The 16,086-nt window shown below is 67.8% G+C and carries 18 protein-coding genes; 11 read left to right on the forward strand and 7 right to left on the reverse strand.

Going from position 1 to position 16,086, the window contains the following annotated elements; translation table 11 throughout:
* Nucleotides 1-266: 266 nt before the first annotated feature.
* Nucleotides 267-950, reverse strand: coding sequence for a hypothetical protein (locus tag P3H15_RS18985; protein WP_276138666.1), 684 nt, complete (start codon nucleotides 948-950; stop codon nucleotides 267-269).
* A 69-nt stretch (nucleotides 951-1,019) separates the two neighbouring features.
* Entirely contained in the window at nucleotides 1,020-2,072 is a 1,053-nt protein-coding gene (locus P3H15_RS18990) for a cupin domain-containing protein (RefSeq protein WP_276138667.1), read from the reverse strand.
* A 380-nt stretch (nucleotides 2,073-2,452) separates the two neighbouring features.
* Here P3H15_RS18990 and P3H15_RS18995 point away from each other — a divergent pair, with 380 nt between their 5' ends.
* The 7 genes from P3H15_RS18995 to P3H15_RS19025 all read left to right on the forward strand — a co-directional run bounded on the left by P3H15_RS18995 (nucleotide 2,453) and on the right by P3H15_RS19025 (nucleotide 8,556).
* Nucleotides 2,453-3,655 carry a serine hydrolase gene (locus tag P3H15_RS18995; protein ID WP_276138683.1) on the forward strand — a complete coding sequence of 401 codons (1,203 nt, stop codon included), beginning with the start codon at nucleotides 2,453-2,455 and terminating at the stop codon, nucleotides 3,653-3,655.
* Nucleotides 3,656-3,696: 41 nt separating this feature from the next.
* The gene (locus tag P3H15_RS19000) at nucleotides 3,697-4,746 is read left to right on the forward strand and encodes a sigma-70 family RNA polymerase sigma factor (RefSeq protein WP_276138668.1); all 1,050 of its coding nucleotides are present in this window, start codon (nucleotides 3,697-3,699) and stop codon (nucleotides 4,744-4,746) included.
* Between the two features lie 100 nt (nucleotides 4,747-4,846).
* Nucleotides 4,847-5,365, forward strand: a complete 519-nt coding sequence (locus P3H15_RS19005) for a toxin-antitoxin system HicB family antitoxin (RefSeq protein WP_276138669.1) — start codon at nucleotides 4,847-4,849, stop codon at nucleotides 5,363-5,365.
* Nucleotides 5,366-5,416: 51 nt separating this feature from the next.
* On the forward strand, nucleotides 5,417-6,295 hold the full coding sequence (locus tag P3H15_RS19010; RefSeq protein WP_276138670.1) for a DUF4097 family beta strand repeat-containing protein: 879 nt from the start codon (nucleotides 5,417-5,419) through the stop codon (nucleotides 6,293-6,295).
* Complete coding sequence (locus P3H15_RS19015) at nucleotides 6,295-7,257, forward strand: ATP-binding cassette domain-containing protein (RefSeq protein WP_276138671.1); 963 nt, start codon at nucleotides 6,295-6,297, stop codon at nucleotides 7,255-7,257. The genes P3H15_RS19010 and P3H15_RS19015 overlap by 1 nt, the downstream gene beginning before the upstream one ends.
* Nucleotides 7,254-8,042 carry an ABC transporter permease gene (locus tag P3H15_RS19020; protein WP_276138672.1) on the forward strand — a complete coding sequence of 263 codons (789 nt, stop codon included), beginning with the start codon at nucleotides 7,254-7,256 and terminating at the stop codon, nucleotides 8,040-8,042. The genes P3H15_RS19015 and P3H15_RS19020 overlap by 4 nt, the downstream gene beginning before the upstream one ends.
* Before the next feature lie 127 nt (nucleotides 8,043-8,169).
* On the forward strand, nucleotides 8,170-8,556 hold the full coding sequence (locus P3H15_RS19025; protein WP_072943487.1) for a hypothetical protein: 387 nt from the start codon (nucleotides 8,170-8,172) through the stop codon (nucleotides 8,554-8,556).
* Between the two features lie 11 nt (nucleotides 8,557-8,567).
* Here P3H15_RS19025 and P3H15_RS19030 read toward each other — a convergent pair whose 3' ends face one another.
* From P3H15_RS19030 to P3H15_RS19040, 3 genes are all read right to left on the reverse strand, one after another.
* The gene (locus P3H15_RS19030) at nucleotides 8,568-9,494 is read right to left on the reverse strand and encodes an LLM class F420-dependent oxidoreductase (RefSeq protein WP_276138673.1); all 927 of its coding nucleotides are present in this window, start codon (nucleotides 9,492-9,494) and stop codon (nucleotides 8,568-8,570) included.
* Nucleotides 9,495-9,712: 218 nt separating this feature from the next.
* On the reverse strand, nucleotides 9,713-10,030 hold the full coding sequence (locus P3H15_RS19035) for a chorismate mutase (protein ID WP_095864115.1): 318 nt from the start codon (nucleotides 10,028-10,030) through the stop codon (nucleotides 9,713-9,715).
* Nucleotides 10,031-10,166: 136 nt separating this feature from the next.
* A complete protein-coding gene (locus P3H15_RS19040; RefSeq protein ID WP_276138674.1) occupies nucleotides 10,167-11,567 on the reverse strand; it encodes a phenylacetate--CoA ligase family protein in 1,401 nt (466 codons plus the stop codon).
* A 372-nt stretch (nucleotides 11,568-11,939) separates the two neighbouring features.
* On the opposite strand from P3H15_RS19040, the gene P3H15_RS19045 reads away from it, so the two are divergent.
* Entirely contained in the window at nucleotides 11,940-12,533 is a 594-nt protein-coding gene (locus P3H15_RS19045; protein WP_276138675.1) for a hypothetical protein, read from the forward strand.
* 103 nt (nucleotides 12,534-12,636) lie between these two features.
* Here P3H15_RS19045 and P3H15_RS19050 read toward each other — a convergent pair whose 3' ends face one another.
* Complete coding sequence (locus P3H15_RS19050) at nucleotides 12,637-12,999, reverse strand: hypothetical protein (protein WP_276138676.1); 363 nt, start codon at nucleotides 12,997-12,999, stop codon at nucleotides 12,637-12,639.
* A complete protein-coding gene (locus tag P3H15_RS55770; RefSeq protein ID WP_369426195.1) occupies nucleotides 12,882-13,535 on the reverse strand; it encodes a MurR/RpiR family transcriptional regulator in 654 nt (217 codons plus the stop codon). The genes P3H15_RS19050 and P3H15_RS55770 overlap by 118 nt, the downstream gene beginning before the upstream one ends.
* 445 nt (nucleotides 13,536-13,980) lie before the next feature.
* Between P3H15_RS55770 and P3H15_RS19055 the strand changes: the two genes are divergently transcribed.
* From P3H15_RS19055 to P3H15_RS19065, 3 genes are all read left to right on the forward strand, one after another.
* Nucleotides 13,981-14,670: a transglycosylase family protein gene (locus tag P3H15_RS19055; RefSeq protein ID WP_276138677.1), complete on the forward strand. Its 690-nt coding sequence runs from the start codon at nucleotides 13,981-13,983 to the stop codon at nucleotides 14,668-14,670.
* Between the two features lie 66 nt (nucleotides 14,671-14,736).
* Nucleotides 14,737-15,024 carry a hypothetical protein gene (locus P3H15_RS19060; RefSeq protein WP_276138678.1) on the forward strand — a complete coding sequence of 96 codons (288 nt, stop codon included), beginning with the start codon at nucleotides 14,737-14,739 and terminating at the stop codon, nucleotides 15,022-15,024.
* Nucleotides 15,025-15,154: 130 nt separating this feature from the next.
* The gene (locus tag P3H15_RS19065) at nucleotides 15,155-15,991 is read left to right on the forward strand and encodes a CoA ester lyase (protein ID WP_276138679.1); all 837 of its coding nucleotides are present in this window, start codon (nucleotides 15,155-15,157) and stop codon (nucleotides 15,989-15,991) included.
* Nucleotides 15,992-16,086: the final 95 nt, after the last annotated feature.

Below are 16,086 nucleotides of genomic sequence, written 5' to 3' on the forward strand. Positions count from 1 at the left end.
CGTCGAACCCCTTTACCGAGTAGTCGCCGGCGCACCTCTCGCCAACTTCGGCAATGTGTCGCAATACCGTGCGCGGTAAGGGGGCGCCGTCTCCCGACTACCCCAGCCGCAGGACGCTCAACCAGCGGCAGAAAAGTCGGTTCGGCCGGCGTGCCGCGGCGCACGCCTCCCACATATCCACACGGGCGGTGGCGATATCGACGCGTCGTTGTCGTATTTCGAGAGTCGTTGAGTTGCAATGTGTTCCCTGTGAACAGCGGAAAATGTCACTGGGCGGCGGCTCGTACCGCAGCGACGATCACCGCGACAAGGAGCACCAGCAGAAGAATCACGAGTAATACGGGTCCGAGCAGCAGCGCGACGATCAGAAGGAGGACAAGGCCGAACTTGGCCTTTCCACTCAAACCGGATACCAGCGCCTTGGTCGCGGCCCACACCGGGTTCTTACCCGTCAAGGCGGCGCGAATGCCTTCGAGTCCGGCGCCGGCCCCGGCGTTGCTGTGTATCACCTCGTGGACGAGCGACGCCAACCATTCCTTGAATTTTTGCCGAAGATTCTGCGCCTCCATCTCGCCGCGGTCCCGCAGTGCGTCCAAGAGGTGGCGAACCTGGTCCTTCAGCCACTCGGTGACGTCCCCGAAGTCCTGCGGAACCGGATCGGGCAGGCGCGAGCGGCCGGTGCCGGAGGATCGGGTGTGGGCCGGTGCGGGAGACCCCGTGTCCCGGGGACGCTTCCCCGTCGGCTTCGTGGCGGATTCGGTGCCGGCATCCGTACGCGTCGGCCGGGGCGCCGTCTCGGTCCGTCGAGGAAGGCCGTGCCGCGATCCGGCCGACGCCGATGTCGAGGTAGCCGGCCGCCTGGGCGGGAGTGGCTGCCTCCGCGGCAGCCGTCCCGGGGGAGCGTCGACGAGCGCCGTCGACCGTGTCGTCGTCCTCTCTCGTGCGCCCATACACCCCAATTACCCTCGGGGAAATTCTTGAAACCGGAGCGGGAACGGCGGCAATCCGGGTACGACGGGTTACCGCTCTCCGCGTTCGTCGAGTGGGTTGTTGCGGGTGACGATGAGCGGGTCGGCGGGGGTGAACGGGAAATTCGGTAGATCGTCGATGTGGGTGCCGAACGTGGCGGCGAGGACTTCGCGGGAGTAGGCGCTGACCGATGCGCGGTATCCGATGTCACCGGGTGTCGGCTGGTCGAAGAAGATCAGAAAATGGATGTGGTCGGAGTCCACGACCTCGATGTGGTGGGGGTACGCGCGGGGAATGAAATACACGTCCCCCTGCTCGAGATACCAGGTGTCGAGGGAGCCGTCCGGGTCCATGACCGTCATCCGCGCCGATCCGCGCCGCACATAACCCATTTCGGCGGTGATCGGATGCCAGTGCGGTTCCCGCATCCCGTCCTCCCGTATCCGCAGGGAGTACATCGACAGATCTTTCAGCGCGGGCCAGAACTGGACGCGCGCGAGGTGGGCGGAGCCGACAGCGAGGCTGATGGTCGGGTTCTGCTCCTCGACGGCGAACTTGTGAGGATCGGAGAATTTCGCCGCCGACGGCACCACGGGATCGCCGATTCGCGCCACCAGGGCGCGGTCCGCGGTGTCGCGTCGGAGAGAGGCGAAGTCGGAGGCGTCGAGATCGTAGGTGTTGCCGAGGACGGCATCGGTCATCGCGCCGAACGCGGCTCCGAGACCGAAGTCCTCGGGGCGCTCGCTCCGGAAGGCGATGACGAATTCCGCGACCTCGTCGCCGATGTTCTCGATGTGGTGCAGCGATCCCGAATCGATGTGGAACATCTCCCCGGCGCCGACCGTGAAGGTGGAGAACACGCTGCCGGTGTCGAGCACGGAGACAAGCGACGTTCCGGACAGGCAGTAGGTGAGTTCGTTGGCGTTGGCGTGCCAATGCGGGGTGCGCAGCGCTCCGGGATTGATCAGCACGCGCTTCAACGACAGACCCTTCAGGATCGGGAAGGTGTCCGCTGTCACCCGGGTGATGGAGCCGAGGTCGGATTGCTCGACGATCTCGCCGTCGGTCAACGAGGTGTTGTGAATGCTGCGTCGCGTGCTCATGGATGTGCCTTCCGTGTCGGACGGTTGCCTGAGGACGGCCTCGGCGGTGGGAAGCAGTTCGCGCATACAGGTAGAAGTATGTCTTTCCGCAGTGAAATGTTCCGGTGATCGCGGCGGAGTGGGTGGGCTCCCGGGCTAGGATTCGAAAGAGGCATGCCAGCTGGTGCCGCCCGTCGGCGCGGTACTCGAACCATGGCGCCGAGGCGGTGATGGCGACGATGAGGGATTTCCCGGTGGAGTGCATGCGGGGCCGGAGAAATGGAGTGGGTCGGTTCCGCACGCTGCGCGCCACCCGCCTCGTTGTGATCGCGGCGTGCGGCGCACTCGTGATCGCTGGGTGCTCGCCGACGTCCGAGCCGAAGACCTCGGAGAACGGTTCACTGCCTGCCGCGACGACGGCGACGGGGACCGCTGCTTCGGGTTCGGCGCTCAATTCCATCGATCCGGCCGCATTCCAGGCTGCGGTCGACGCTGCCGCCGAGGAGCTGATGATCCCCGGCGCGGTGGTACAGCTCCGCACCCCGCAGGGAGACTTCGTCGCGGCGGTCGGCACCACGGAACTGGGTGCGGACACACCGCCGGCTGCGCAGACTCATTTCCGGATCGCCTCGAACACCAAGACCTTGACGGCGGCGCTGACGGTCCTGCTGGCACAGGACGGCAAGCTCCGGTTCAGCGACCCGGTGTCGACCTACGTCGCCGACGTGCCCAACGGCGAGAACATCACCATCGCACAGCTGTTGACGATGCGCAGCGGGCTGTACAACTACACGAACTCGCCCGAGTTGGCGGCCAGTCTGGACAGCGACCCGGCGAAGGCCTGGACGCCTCAGGAGGTCCTGGACATCGCGTTCAGCCGGCCGCCGAACTTCCCACCCGGCACGTCGTACGAATACAACAACACCAACTACGCGTTGCTGGGTCTGGTCGCGGAGAAGGCCGGAGGTCGCCCACTGGCCGAGCAGTTCCAGGAACGGTTGTTCGGCCCGCTCGGGCTGGACCAGACCTCGTTTCCCGCCGCCGACGACAGGGCGATCCCGGACCGGTATTCGCACGGTTACATGTACGGCGAATCGGCCTATGCCCTGGTGGACGAGCCATATCCTGCCGACATGCAGGCAGCCGCGCGGGCGGGGACACTGCAGCCCCTCGACTACACCAACCAGAATCCGTCCTACGCCACTGCCGCCGGCGGCGCCATCTCCACCGCGGACAACCTGGCCACGTGGATCCGGGCGCTGGTCTCCGGCAAAGTGTTGAATCCGGAATACCAGCAACAATGGCGGGACAGTCTGCAACCCGAGGACCCGGACGCACCCGACGGGCAGCAATACGGTTACGGGATCAGCTACCAGCGGTTCGGGCCGAACGCGTCGATGTATTACCACGGCGGTGAGCTGCCGAGCTTCAACTCGTTCATCGGGTACGACCCGGACAACGACGTCGCGCTCGTGATCTGGGCGAATCTGACCCTGTCGCCAGAGGGGGAAACCACCGCGAACGCGTTGCTGCCCACCGTTCTCGACGAGATCTACGCCGGGATGTCGCTGGCGCCGACACCGGCCCCTACCCCCACCAGGTGATGCCAGGTGCGTGAGTCGCCGGTGGGGCAGAATCGTCCCTTGTGAGCGACAACTCCGTTCGAACACCGCACGCGCCGGTAGATGCCGACGATCCCGACCTGGCCAGAGCCCGGGACGGAGACGACGCCGCGTTCACGCGGCTGGTCGGACCGTTGCGCCGGGAGCTGCACGCCCACTGCTATCGCATGCTCGGCTCCAGCCACGATGCCGACGACGCCCTGCAGGACGCTCTGCTGCGGGCGTGGCGCGGATTCGCGAAATTCGAAGGCCGCAGCGCACTGCGCTCCTGGCTGTACACCGTCGCGACGCGCACGTGCCTGGACGCCGTCGAGTCGCGCAGTAGGCGGGCCCTGCCCGTCGACCTGGGTCCGTCCAGTGATCGCGCCGTCGTCGGCGACGTCCCTCTCACAGAAGTGGCGTGGCTGGGTCCCTACGCCGATGCGGGACTGGCCGCCGGTGCGGCGGGGCCGGCCGCCCGCTACGAGCAGCGCGAGTCCGTCGAACTGGCATTCGTTGCGGCACTGCAACATCTGCCGGGTAATCAGCGGGCGGCCCTGCTGCTCTTCGAGGTCCTGGGGTTCTCCGCCGCGGAGATCGCCGCCGCCATGGACACGACGACCGCGTCGGTGAACAGCGCGCTGCAGCGGGCCCGGGCGATCGTCGCGACGAAGATTCCGTCGGTGACTCAGTCGCGAACCCTGCGCGAGATCGACGACGCGGATCTGCGTGCCCTGGTCGCCGGGTACTCCACCGCGTTGGAACGCGGTGATGCCGATGCTCTGGTCGCTCTGCTGACGGAGGACGTCACCTGGTCGATGCCGCCGATGGCGCACTGGTATCGCGGTCTGGCCGCGGTCACGGATTTCGCGGTCCGGGTCCCGCTCACGGGGTGCGGTTCGTGGCGCCACCTGCCGGTCGGTGCCAACGGCCAGCCCGCGGTGGCCTTCTATCTGTGGGACGAGGACGCCGGGACACACCTCCGCTGGTCGATCACGGTGCTGACCCTGCGTGGCACCAAGATCGCGGAGCTGACCTCGTTCATCGGTGCGGAGCACTTCGAGCCGTTCGGGCTGCCTCAATTCCTGCCGTGACCCGCGCGCGGTCACCGATCGCGCCGCCGTGACACCACGGTGGCACATCGATCGCCGGGTGAGTCTTGCGATGGTGCCAATGTGATGCCATCATGGCACCATGGATCTCACACCCTATGTCGTGTCCCTCCGTCACGAACTCGCCGTAGCCGCCGAGGCCGGGGGAGAGGACGCCCGTGCGCTCGCCGAGCGACTCACCGCACCACTGGAGTCCGGGGTCCGGCTCGCGCTACTCGACGCGCTGTCGGCAGCCGCCAGTGAAATCACCCGTGACCTCGCACCGGGTTCGGTCGATCTTCGTCTCCGCGGACGTGAGCCCACGTTCGTCGTCACTCCCGCGCCGGCCGAGCAATTGTTCGAGGAGCAGGCCGCATCCGGTCCGGACATGTCGCCGCCTCGGATCCCGGAAGCGGAAGACGGCGCCATGACCCGGATCAACCTTCGTCTCCCGCAAGACCTCAAGGACCGCGTCGAGGAGGCCGCTCGGGAGGCAGGGCTGTCCGTGAACGCCTGGCTCGTCCGGTCCGCGGCCGCGGGGTTGGAGTCCGACGGCGGCAGCAATCGTTCCGAACGGCGTGCCCCACGCGGCAACGACCGATTCACGGGCTGGGTGCGCTGACCCGACCGGCCCGTCCTGTCACTCGCCACCACCACATTCCGGAGGACAATCATGCCCACATTCAGCACCCCGGCGCCGATCTCGGCCACGGTCGAACTCGTCGTCGGCGACGCACGGATCACGGCGAGCGACCGCCACGACACGGTCGTGGACGTGCGCCCCAGCGACGGCTCGCGGGAATCGGACGTTCGCGCCGCCGAGCAGACCCGCGTCGAGTACTCCGCAGGGAGACTGCTGGTCAAGGCGCCGAAGCAGCGCGGTCTCGGCCTGTTCGGCAAGGTCGGTTCCGTCGACGTCACCATCGCGCTGCCGACCGGCTCCGAAGTCGAGGGCGAGGCGTCGGTGGCGACGTTCCGCGGCACCGGACGGTTCGGCGCGTGCCGCGTCAAGACATCGGCGGGGGACGTCCAACTCGGCGACACAGGCCCGCTCGACGTGCACACCGGGGCCGGCACGGTCACCGTGGACCACGTTACGGGTGATGCGGACCTGAGCACGGGGTCGGGAAAACTCCGCGTCGGTGCGATCGACGGCAGCGCCGTGATCAAGAACTCCAACGGCGACAACTGGATCGGCACGATCTGCGGCGGACTGCGGGTGAAGACGGCGAACGGGGACATCTCCGTCGACGACGCCCGCGCCGACCTCGCCGCCGCAACCGCGAACGGCGACATCCGCATCGGGCAGGTGACGCAGGGCGCGGCGTCGCTCGAAACCGGTCACGGTCGAATCGAGATCGGCATCCGCCCGGGGACCGCCGCCCGGCTCGACGCGCACACGTCCTTCGGGAAGGTCCAGAACCATCTGGACTCCGTCGACCGGCCCGAATCGACGGACGACACGGTCGAGGTGCGCGCCCGTACCGGATTCGGCGACATCGTGATTCGCCGCCCGGATTCCCAGAAGTCGACCAGTCGAAAGGCAGAGTGATGACAGCATCGATCACCACCCGGTCCGCAATCACCACCACCGGGCTGCGAAAGTCCTACGGCGACAAAGTCGTCCTCGACGGCATCGACCTCGACATCGGTGAGGGAACGATCTTCTCGCTCCTCGGGCCCAACGGCGCGGGCAAGACCACCATGGTGCAGATTCTGTCCACCCTCATCGCCCCCGACGGCGGCAAGGTGAGGATCGCGGGTCACGATCTCGCCCGCGAGCCCGACGCGGTTCGGTCCACCATCGGTGTGACCGGCCAGTTCTCCGCGGTGGACAACCTCCTCACGGGCCGCGAGAACCTGATGCTGATGGCCGATCTGCACCACCTGCGGCGCGACGCGGGCCGCGCCCGGGCCACGGAACTGCTGGCCCGGTTCGATCTCGTCGAGGCGGGCGGTCAGCCTGCCGGGAGTTACTCCGGTGGCATGCGCCGCCGGCTGGACCTGGCGATGACCCTCGTCGGCGATCCCCGGATCATCTTCCTCGACGAGCCGACGACCGGGCTCGATCCGCGAAGCCGGCGCGCCATGTGGCAGATCATCCGCGAACTCGTCGCCGACGGGGTCACGATCTTCCTCACCACCCAGTACCTGGAGGAAGCAGATCGGCTCGCCGACCGGATCGCACTCCTCGACGGCGGCAGGCTGGTCGCGGAGGGAACCCCCGAACAGCTGAAGAGGCTCGTTCCGGGCGGCCACATCACCCTGGCGTTGCCCGGGGTGCGCGAACTCGACGCCGCATCCCGGCTGCTCGGCGACGTGACCCGGAACGAGGAAGCGCTCACCCTGCAGGTTCCCGGCGACGGCAGCGTGCAATCGCTGCGCGCGCTGCTCGATCGGCTCGATCACGCGTCGATCGAGGTCGAGAACCTGACCGTCCACACACCCGATCTCGACGACGTCTTCCTCGCGCTCACCGAGCGCGCCGCAACCAGGAAAGAGAGCGTGCGATGACGACCATGGGTTACGCGCTGAGCGATTCGGCGACGATGCTGCGACGCAACCTCCGGCACATGATCCGGTACCCGTCGGTGACGGTGCTCCTCGTCGGGATGCCGATCATCCTCCTCCTGCTCTTCGTGTACGTGTTCGGCGGCACGCTGGGAGCGGGACTCGGCGATCCCGACGGCGGACGTGGCGCCTACATCGACTACGTGGCACCCGGAATCCTCCTGATGACCGTGGCCAGCGCCGCCCAGGGAACCGCGATCTCGGTCGCCACCGACATGACCGAGGGCATCATCGCCCGGTTCCGGACCATGGCCATCGCACGGGTGTCCGTGCTGACCGGGCACGTCATCGGCAGCATGATCCAGACACTGATCAGCCTCGTGCTGGTCGTCGGTGTCGCCGTGCTCATCGGTTTCCAGCCCACCGCCGGACTCGGCGAGTGGGTAGCGGCGACGGCGGTGCTCGCGATGTTCACGTTCGCGCTCACTTGGCTGTCCGTTGCGTTCGGGCTGGTGTCCAAGAGCGTCGAAACGGCGAGCAACCTCCCGATGGTGCTGATACTGCTGCCATTCCTCGGCAGTGGGTTCGTCCCCACCGACTCGATGCCGGCCGGTCTCCGGTGGTTCGCCGAGTACCAGCCGTTCAGCCCCGTCATCGAGACCGTCCGCGGACTGCTTCTCGGCGGTCCCGTCGGCAGCAGCGCAGTGCTCGCGGTCGGCTGGAGCGCCGGCATCGCGCTGCTTGGCTACCTCTGGGCGAAAAGACTGTTCAACCGGCGCGTGAACTGACGGCTTTCACCCGTGCCGACGGGCGCTCACCGCGGTACTCTTCCGATGCCGCGGTTTCGCCACCGATGATGCAGCCGCAGGTTACAGTCGGAACCGGTTTTTCCTTCTTCAGCAGGGTGGGATCGCGATGAACTTGATCAAGAAATCGGCAGCGTCGGTCCTCGTCGCAGCGACGGTGACACTCGGAGCGGGCACGGCGCATGCCGACCCCGTCGTGCCGAACACGGGAACGCCGGCCCTGGCGATCCCCGGTCGGCACGAGGTGGACAAGCAGAAGGCCCTCGAGAACATGCTCAACGAACTCGGCGTCGGCTGGGCCAACGGGGGAGCGGCCGGCACCGCGATCGGTGCGCTCATCGGTCTCGGCGTCGGATGCGTCTCGATGTTCCCGGGCAGTCTCGCCGGCTGCATCATCGGCACGCCGATCGGCGCGATCACCGGTGCGATCGTCGGTATGGGACAGGGCAACCCCAAGGCGCAGCAGGCCATCCAGGAGTACATCAACACGCCGTGAGTCGTTGTCCGTCAACTCTGTTCGCGGAGTCGACGGATCACGGGGGCGAACACCTCCAGATACGGTTCGTGGACGGTGACGTACGAGAAGCCGTAACGCTCCCGATGGCTCCGGAGTTGCTCGGCCATCTCCTCCACGGTTCCCACGAGGACGTACGGGGTGCCGAGGACGTCTTCCACCGCCATGGTGCCGCCGAGCCGGTCCGCGATCTCGTTCGCCGCGGCTCGGCGGTCGTCCGTCTCGACGACCAACTGGACCAGTAGATGCCACTCGATGTCCTCGGCTCTCGCACCGGCGAGGTTCCTTACGAAGCGAATTCGCTCGGCCACCTCGTCCGCGGTGGCGAGGCGGAATGTGCCGGGGGGTCGCCCCGGAATCTGGAATGTGCCCGCGACACCGACGATGTCGGCGTGCGCGGCCGCGATCCGCAGCACACGGTCCCCGGTACCGCCGATGATCAGGGGTGGACCCGAGCCGCCGAATCCACGCCGCTGCAACGGTCGTGGCACAGTGCGGCCCTCGGGTAGCTCGTCGAAGTCCGTGGTGAAGGACGTGCGGAGGCCGTCGACCAACTCCGACAACTGCTCGACTCGGCTGCCGAACGGCTTCCATTCGATACCCGCGGCGTCGAACTCCCACTTCATGTGCCCGGCACCGAGACCGATCTCGAGCTTTCCGTCGGTGAGGATGTCCGTCGTCGCGATCTCACGAGCGAGCAGGGCGGCGTTCCAGAACGGTGCGTTGAGCACCAGAGTTCCGACCCGCAGTCCGGTGGCCCCGGCGACGGCCACCAGGAGGGGGAACGGTGCCGGGGCGCCGAGGTGGTCGGCGGCGAACACGGTGTCGTAGCCGGCGCTCTCGCCGTGCCGGCATCGGTCGAGAAGGGCATCTCGGGAGTCGAAACCGAAAATGTTGAACGAGAATCGGAAATCGCGCATGGACTTCACGATGCACCCGAAGAGGCTCGGCCGGTGCCGAATGCGACGGGTGAACGCGGCAACTTCGGCGTCGCGAGTGTGATGCCTACCACATTTGGCCTGGTTTCCCCACGTGACGGCGCTGAATCACCCCGGACAGGCGAACAGTGCCCAGCGTCGCGAAGACTGCTGGGCACTGCTCTCGCGATCGGTGTCGACCGAGGTGAGTGTCGGTGCGGCTACCGTGTTCGGTACGTCGACGAAAAGGGTGGCCGCGCCAGCCGGAGCAATTCCAGCGCCAGCAGCGAACCTCGGGGGCCCAATTCGTCCTGATAGCGGCGGATCACGTCGGTCTCCCCGCCGAGCGCGACCATCGGTGCACCGGACTCGACCCGGGTACGGGCCGCGAGCTGTGCGAGAACGAGGCGGCGATTGACCGCGTCCAGGATCTCCGCGTCGAGGCGGGCGATCTCGGCGTGAACGCGATTCAGATCCGTGCCGTCGGAGACTGCGCCTGTGGCGTCTTCGCTGACTGCCCCGAAATCACTGTCCGTCATCGTTGCTCCTCGACTGGGTGACCGTGTACGACCATCGTCGGACGGGAGCGGCCGCAGCGACAGACACCCTGGGGTGAAGAATGGCGACCCCTGTCCGGCCCGGCCGACCGGGCGGGTGCCGCGAACCGATTGCGCGCTACCGCAGTGCGATGAACCGCTGCAGTTTCCCGCTCGCCTGATGACGCTGCAGGTGGTCGACGACCTCGATCCGGACCTGTGGATCGGACAATCCTTGCCGGCGCAACGCCCCGGCGACAGCCGACGTCAGCCGGGCGACGTCGGGGTCGCCGACCGCGAAGATGTCCGCACCGTCGACGGTCTGCCTGACCTGATACTCGGAGACACGCGGATCTGCGCCGAGGACGTAACGAAACGTGCTCGCGGGCACCGTCTTCGTCCCGTATCGGAAATCGTCGTCGCGCCGCCCGCCGATGTCGGCGACGCGTACGAAGGCACTTCCGCACGGGCAGGTCCCGGGGAGCAACGTGACCTGATCGCCGAGGTCGTAGCGGATGAAGGGAAACGTCCGGTTGGCCAGGCCCGTGGCGAGCGTTCGCGCGGCCGGCGCATCGGCGGCGACCAGGGCGCCACTGTCGTCGACGCGTTCGAGCACGACCTCGTCCTCGCACACGTGCAGACCCTCACCGTGTCCGCAACCCACTGCCTGCACACCGATCTCGGTCGACCCCCAGAGGTTGTGGATCGTTGCCGACCAGGCCTCGTCGATGGCGTGCCTGTCCTCGTCCAGCAGTGGCTCGGAATTGGTGCTCACCCGGACGGGGCCGACCTGCAGATCACCGGCCAGGGCGGCCCGGGCAAGCCGTCCGATCACCGACGCATAACCGACCAGGTGCGTGGGCCTGGCCGCGGCGACCGCGGCGACGATCTCGTCGAACGGTGCGCCCGCCGGGATCACGACGGTCTCCATCCCCGGTGCGGTCGGCACATCGAACAGTGGGGTGCTCGCGTGCGGAGGGATCCCGGCCGCCAGCACGGCCAGACGCGACGGAGACCGCACCGGCGCCCGCCGTTCCTCCCGCGCCTGTACCCGCCAGGCCAGGCACGCGGCCGACACGGTGAACTGCCAATCCCAGACGTAGACGCCGCGGACCCCGCTCGACCCACCCGAGCTGAAGACCTGTTCGCCGCTCGAGGTGTACGAAAACCATTGCTGCTCGGCCAGAATCCGCTCGGCACGCTCGCGGTCGAGGTCACGAGTGGTGACGATCGAATTCCACTCGTCCTGCGCGTCCTGCTTGGTCATCATCGGCAGCGATGCCAGGTCGGCGACCGTGGCCGTCGACGGATCAAGCCCGCGCAGTCGCCGGGCGTGGAACGGCGACCGCTCACGGGCGTGCGAGAGGAAGGCCCGCAGCCGGGCGGTCCGGTAGCGCTCGATCTGCTCTCGCGGCCAGTCCAGGCGTCCCGTGTGGTCCTCGAGGGCGGCCTGAACCGCATTCACCTGGCCGGCGCGCACCCGCGCGTACGCCGTGTGCCCCACGTCGTCCGGACCAACTCCGGGTACCGATCGGGACATCACGCCCTCCGCATCACCATGGTCCGGCGCACCACTGCCGTCCGTGCGTATTCGAGTCTTGCACAGCGGGGTGCCGACCGTCAGGGTGTGTGAATCTTCCGCAGGAGACGCTTCAGTGTCCGGGCGTCCCGCCACCCGAACGACGTGCGGTCCGCGGCGTGGCGTTGGAGCAGATCGACGATACGTGCCGAAACGGCGACCCGGTGCCGCACCGCACTGTCCACGGCCTCGAGGACCGCGGGGTGGGGACGATGCCACAGAAAAAGTCCGACTGGAAGGTTTTGTCCTCCGTGCCGGCGCGCCTGGATCCATTTTCTGCACGAGCGCTCCGTCGCGATTGCGGTGCGGCGACCTCTTTGAAAGCCTCGGACGATGGGAGGCTTCATCGGGCAGCACGCGGCCGCTGTCACCAGCCTGGCCTTCGTGGTCGCCGGCCTCGCAGTCCTCGCGGGTCGCCGGCGCGACGCGCCGTCCGTCACCTACGGCCTGCTCGTCGTCGCGGTCGGTCTCGGGTCGCTCGTCCAGCACGGACCCGACCCGTCGTGGCAGGGATACGCGCACGACATCCCGATCGCGACGTTGCTCGCGTACATCGCCGTAGACGCCGCGTCCGATCGGTTCGGCCGTCGGATGTCGCCGGGGTGGTGGCTCGCTGTTCCGTTCCTGATGATTCCCACAGTGGCTGCCGGCCCGACGGCGTCGACGATCGTGCAGGCATTGCTCGCCGCGGCCGCAGTGGGACTCTGCCTCGAACGCGCCCGCGTCCGACCGGAGTTGCGGCGCACGACGGTCGTCGCGGCAGTGCTTATCGCATTCGGGGCGCTGCTCGGCGCCGTGGACGACAGTCTCCTGCTTGGCCACGCGCTGTGGCACGTGCTCGCCGCCGCCGGATTGTGGCGGCTGGCGCCCACGATCGGGCGAAGGACTATGCCGGGTCCGCGACACTGTGGGAGATGGTGCGGTTGACCGACAGGACCCGCCACACGCGCGCCCATTCGATCTCGCAGACCGCGCCGTTGACGATGCGCGGCACCGCTGTGGCGGACCAGCGCCAATCGGGTCGCCTCGCTCATCGCGGCGATCCTGCGAGCGCCGCCGCACCGGTAGCGAGCGGCACGTCGGCCTCCGTCGGGGCCGGGTAGAACAGGGCTCGGCGGATCGTCAGCCCGGCGCGGTCGCCGACTACCGGCCGGGTTCCGTGGACCGCACAACGGAATTCGGTCCCGCGGCAGGACGCGACGACGTCGCTCGGGTCGCGCCCGAAGAGTGACGACATCGTGATCCCCGGGGTGGTGCCCGCGCTGTCCGTCGACGTCACTTCGATGTCGGACGGCAGCACGGGGAGGATGCTGGCTCCGGATGACCTGTCCGCCAGCCGATCCCGACCCACGTGCTCACCGTCGTCGGCGCTCGCGAAGCCGTGGTCGGACACAGCGCCGGACAGTAGGTTCGCGTCCGAGAGAAATTTTGCGACAACTGGCTGATCCGCGCCGAGAACTGCTGCCCCAGGATGTCGAGCGGCGTCTCCACGCTGCGCCCCGCGGTGGTGAACCGCAACGGGGCATCCTGGATCGGCGGGGTCGAAAATCCGTTGCCCACCAAAAGTATTTGCCGAGGCCGCACGATCAGATCCACGACGGCGGCGAACCCTGCGGGATCGATGGTCGCGCGGGTCGCGGTGAGCGCCTGGGCGGCGGCCGCGAATGCCGTGTCCACCGGGGTGGCCGCCGAGTGCTCGGAATCCGTTGTAACACGCTCCAGTTCGAGCCGAAGATGCTGGAATCCGCGGAAACCCAATCGCTGGCACGCCCGCACCACCGTCGCCGGGGACGTACCGACGCCGCCGCGACTTCCGCCGTCGACAACTCCACGACCGCCGCAGGCTCGGCGAGTACGACCCGCTGCTCCCCGGGACCCAGGGCGGCCAGGCCGGCCCGCAAACGCGCCAGGGTGGTGCTCGAGCGCCACGGATCGGCTGAGGAATGCGACATGTCGGCACTGTCCTGTTCGTCCGCGCCGGTGGACTCCGGCGGTGTCGGGATCTCCAGGGTAGCCAGTTCACCGCCACCGTCGACGGACGGGAGCGTCCGTTCACTGCACCGTCATCCAGCATTCGCATACCTGTTCAGCAGATGTCGGAATTGTCACGACATGGACTCGAACCGGTATCGAAACCTCAGAACTACACAATTTTCACTCGCGTTTCTCAATAGTCGAACATCCGTACCTTGTTCATGCCGTGTGAATTTCGGGAGGAGGCCACGTTCGGGGGCCCGCCGCTGCAAATCTGCCGACGCGGGTTCGTGATCCCGACACCTTCGAGGCGCGGGACGAGGCACCGACAGGATGGCCGGCAATCGACGTGTCGTCGCCGGCGTGCCGCGTCCGCAAGCGCGGAGAGGATTGAGCCAGCATGACCACTCGCAACATGGAGAAACGCACCTTCGGCTGGATCGCCCTGATCGGCGCGGCCGCCACCATTCTACTGGGGCTGGGCGCGGGAACCGCGTTCGGCGCGCCGCACGACTGGGAAGAAGTCGCGGAGTGCGAAAGCGGCGGCGACTGGACCACCGACACCGGAAACGGGTTCTACGGCGGATTGCAGTTCACACCGGAAACCTGGAAATCCCACGGCGGAACCGGAGTGCCCTCGGAAGCCAGTCAGGCCGAGCAGATCCGGGTCGCCGAGAACGTATTGAAAACCCAAGGCCCCGGCGCGTGGCCGGTGTGCGGCCAGTATCTGAAGAAGGGTGGCACAGCGCCCGTCGAGGTACCTCCCGTCACCAAGGCGCCCGCACCGGCAATCGAGACTCCCGACCCCGTGGACGCGCCGGACGCGGTGGAGACGCCGGACGCCGTGGAGACGCCGGACGCAGTGGAGACGCCGGACGCAGTAGAGACCCCTGATGCCGTCGAAACCCCCGATCTCGCGGAGACTCCCGACGCCGTCGAGACGCCCGCACCGATCGAAGTACCTGCGACAGCCGAGGATCCCGCGACGGTGAAGGCGGCCGCCCAGGAGGCCCTGGACAGAGCCCGCGCGCTCGCCGCGCAGAACGGGTCGAGCGAGGTGTTCGAGGAGAGGGCCGCAGCACCGCGGTAACGTCCGACGCTTCTTATGCGAACTAACCACGCAGAACTGTCGTGTTTCGCCCACGAAGGAGCTCTCGTGCAGAAGAAGTCCGCCCGGCGTGCCGCCGCACTGGCCGGGATGCTGTCCGCACCTCTCGTCCTCGGAGCCACCGTCGGCGCCGGTACCGCGGGTGCCGAACCGTGGCACGTCGGACCCGTCTACCGTGCCGAGACGTCCGGCGAAGGCGCGGAGTACTTCTGCGGGAAGGCCGCGGCGCTCGAACAGACGTCCGGGGTCGTGATCGTGCCGTGCACGTTCGACTCGGCCACCGCCGTCTGGTACCGCGTCGTCTTCAACCCGGCCAATTGGGGCTTCGACTTCTGAGGTTGACCGCGCCGGTCGGCGCCGCACCTGACGAATCGGTGTCCGTACCCCTTCGCTGCACTCCGCTTCGTCGAGTGTGCCGCCTCCCGGTGAAGCGCAGACTCCCCGGTATGGCCGAGGAAAGAACAGCATGAGTGTCGAGGCAGCCCAGCACAGCGAGATCGACCTCGCGATGGCGCGAAGTTGGCTCCTGGTTCCTGCGGTCGGGAGCGAAGTTCTCGCCGCGGCGGCGGCCTCCGGCGCCGATGCGCTGATCCTCGACCTCGAGGACGGCTTGCCGTTCGCCGCGAAGGACGAGGGTCGTGCCGTCGCCGCCGCGTGGCTCGAACGGAACCCGGGCTGGGTGCGGATCAACGACGCAACCACCCCGCACTGGCAGCGCGACCTCGACGCGATCCGTAGCCTGCCCGGGCTGCGAGGGCTGATGCTGTCGAAAACCGAAGCACCCGATCAGGTCCGGGACACCGCCGCGGAGATCCCCGGTGTCCCGGTGGTCGCTCTCATCGAATCGGCGGAGGCCGTCGTCGCCGTGAACGACATTGCTCGCACCGCTCCCGTCGCGCGACTCGCGTTCGGGATCGGCGACTACTGCCGCGACACCGGCGCCGGACGAACCCCGATGGCGTTGGCATACGCCCGGTCCCGCCTCGTCAACGCCAGCCGGGCGGCCCGGATCGCGGCTCCGATCGACGGGCCGACGCTGGCGCAGAGCGCCGAGATCGTCCGGGACGACACTCGACTTGCCCGCGAGATGGGGATGACCGGAAAACTGACGCTCGCGAACGAGCAGGTACCCGTGATCAACACCGCGATGGGGCCGGACTCGGACGACATCTCCTGGGCCGAGTCGACGATCGAGCGACTGGGCCCGGACGGTAGCCATGTCACGCACGGCGGGCATCCGCCGCAACTCGCCCGTGCCCACGACATCCTCCGTCGCGCGCACCACTTCGCAGCGCGGGCCTAGGAGCCCGCTGATTTATCGAGGCGGTGGGGGTTGACGGTGCGGGAGAATGCTCCGGTCTGGGAGTCGATGATGTGCCGAAAATGGTGTTCGAGCAT

Origin of the sequence: Rhodococcus sp. T2V (assembly GCF_029269925.1) — a bacterium.
In the GTDB taxonomy this organism is placed as follows: domain Bacteria; phylum Actinomycetota; class Actinomycetes; order Mycobacteriales; family Mycobacteriaceae; genus Rhodococcus_F; species Rhodococcus_F koreensis.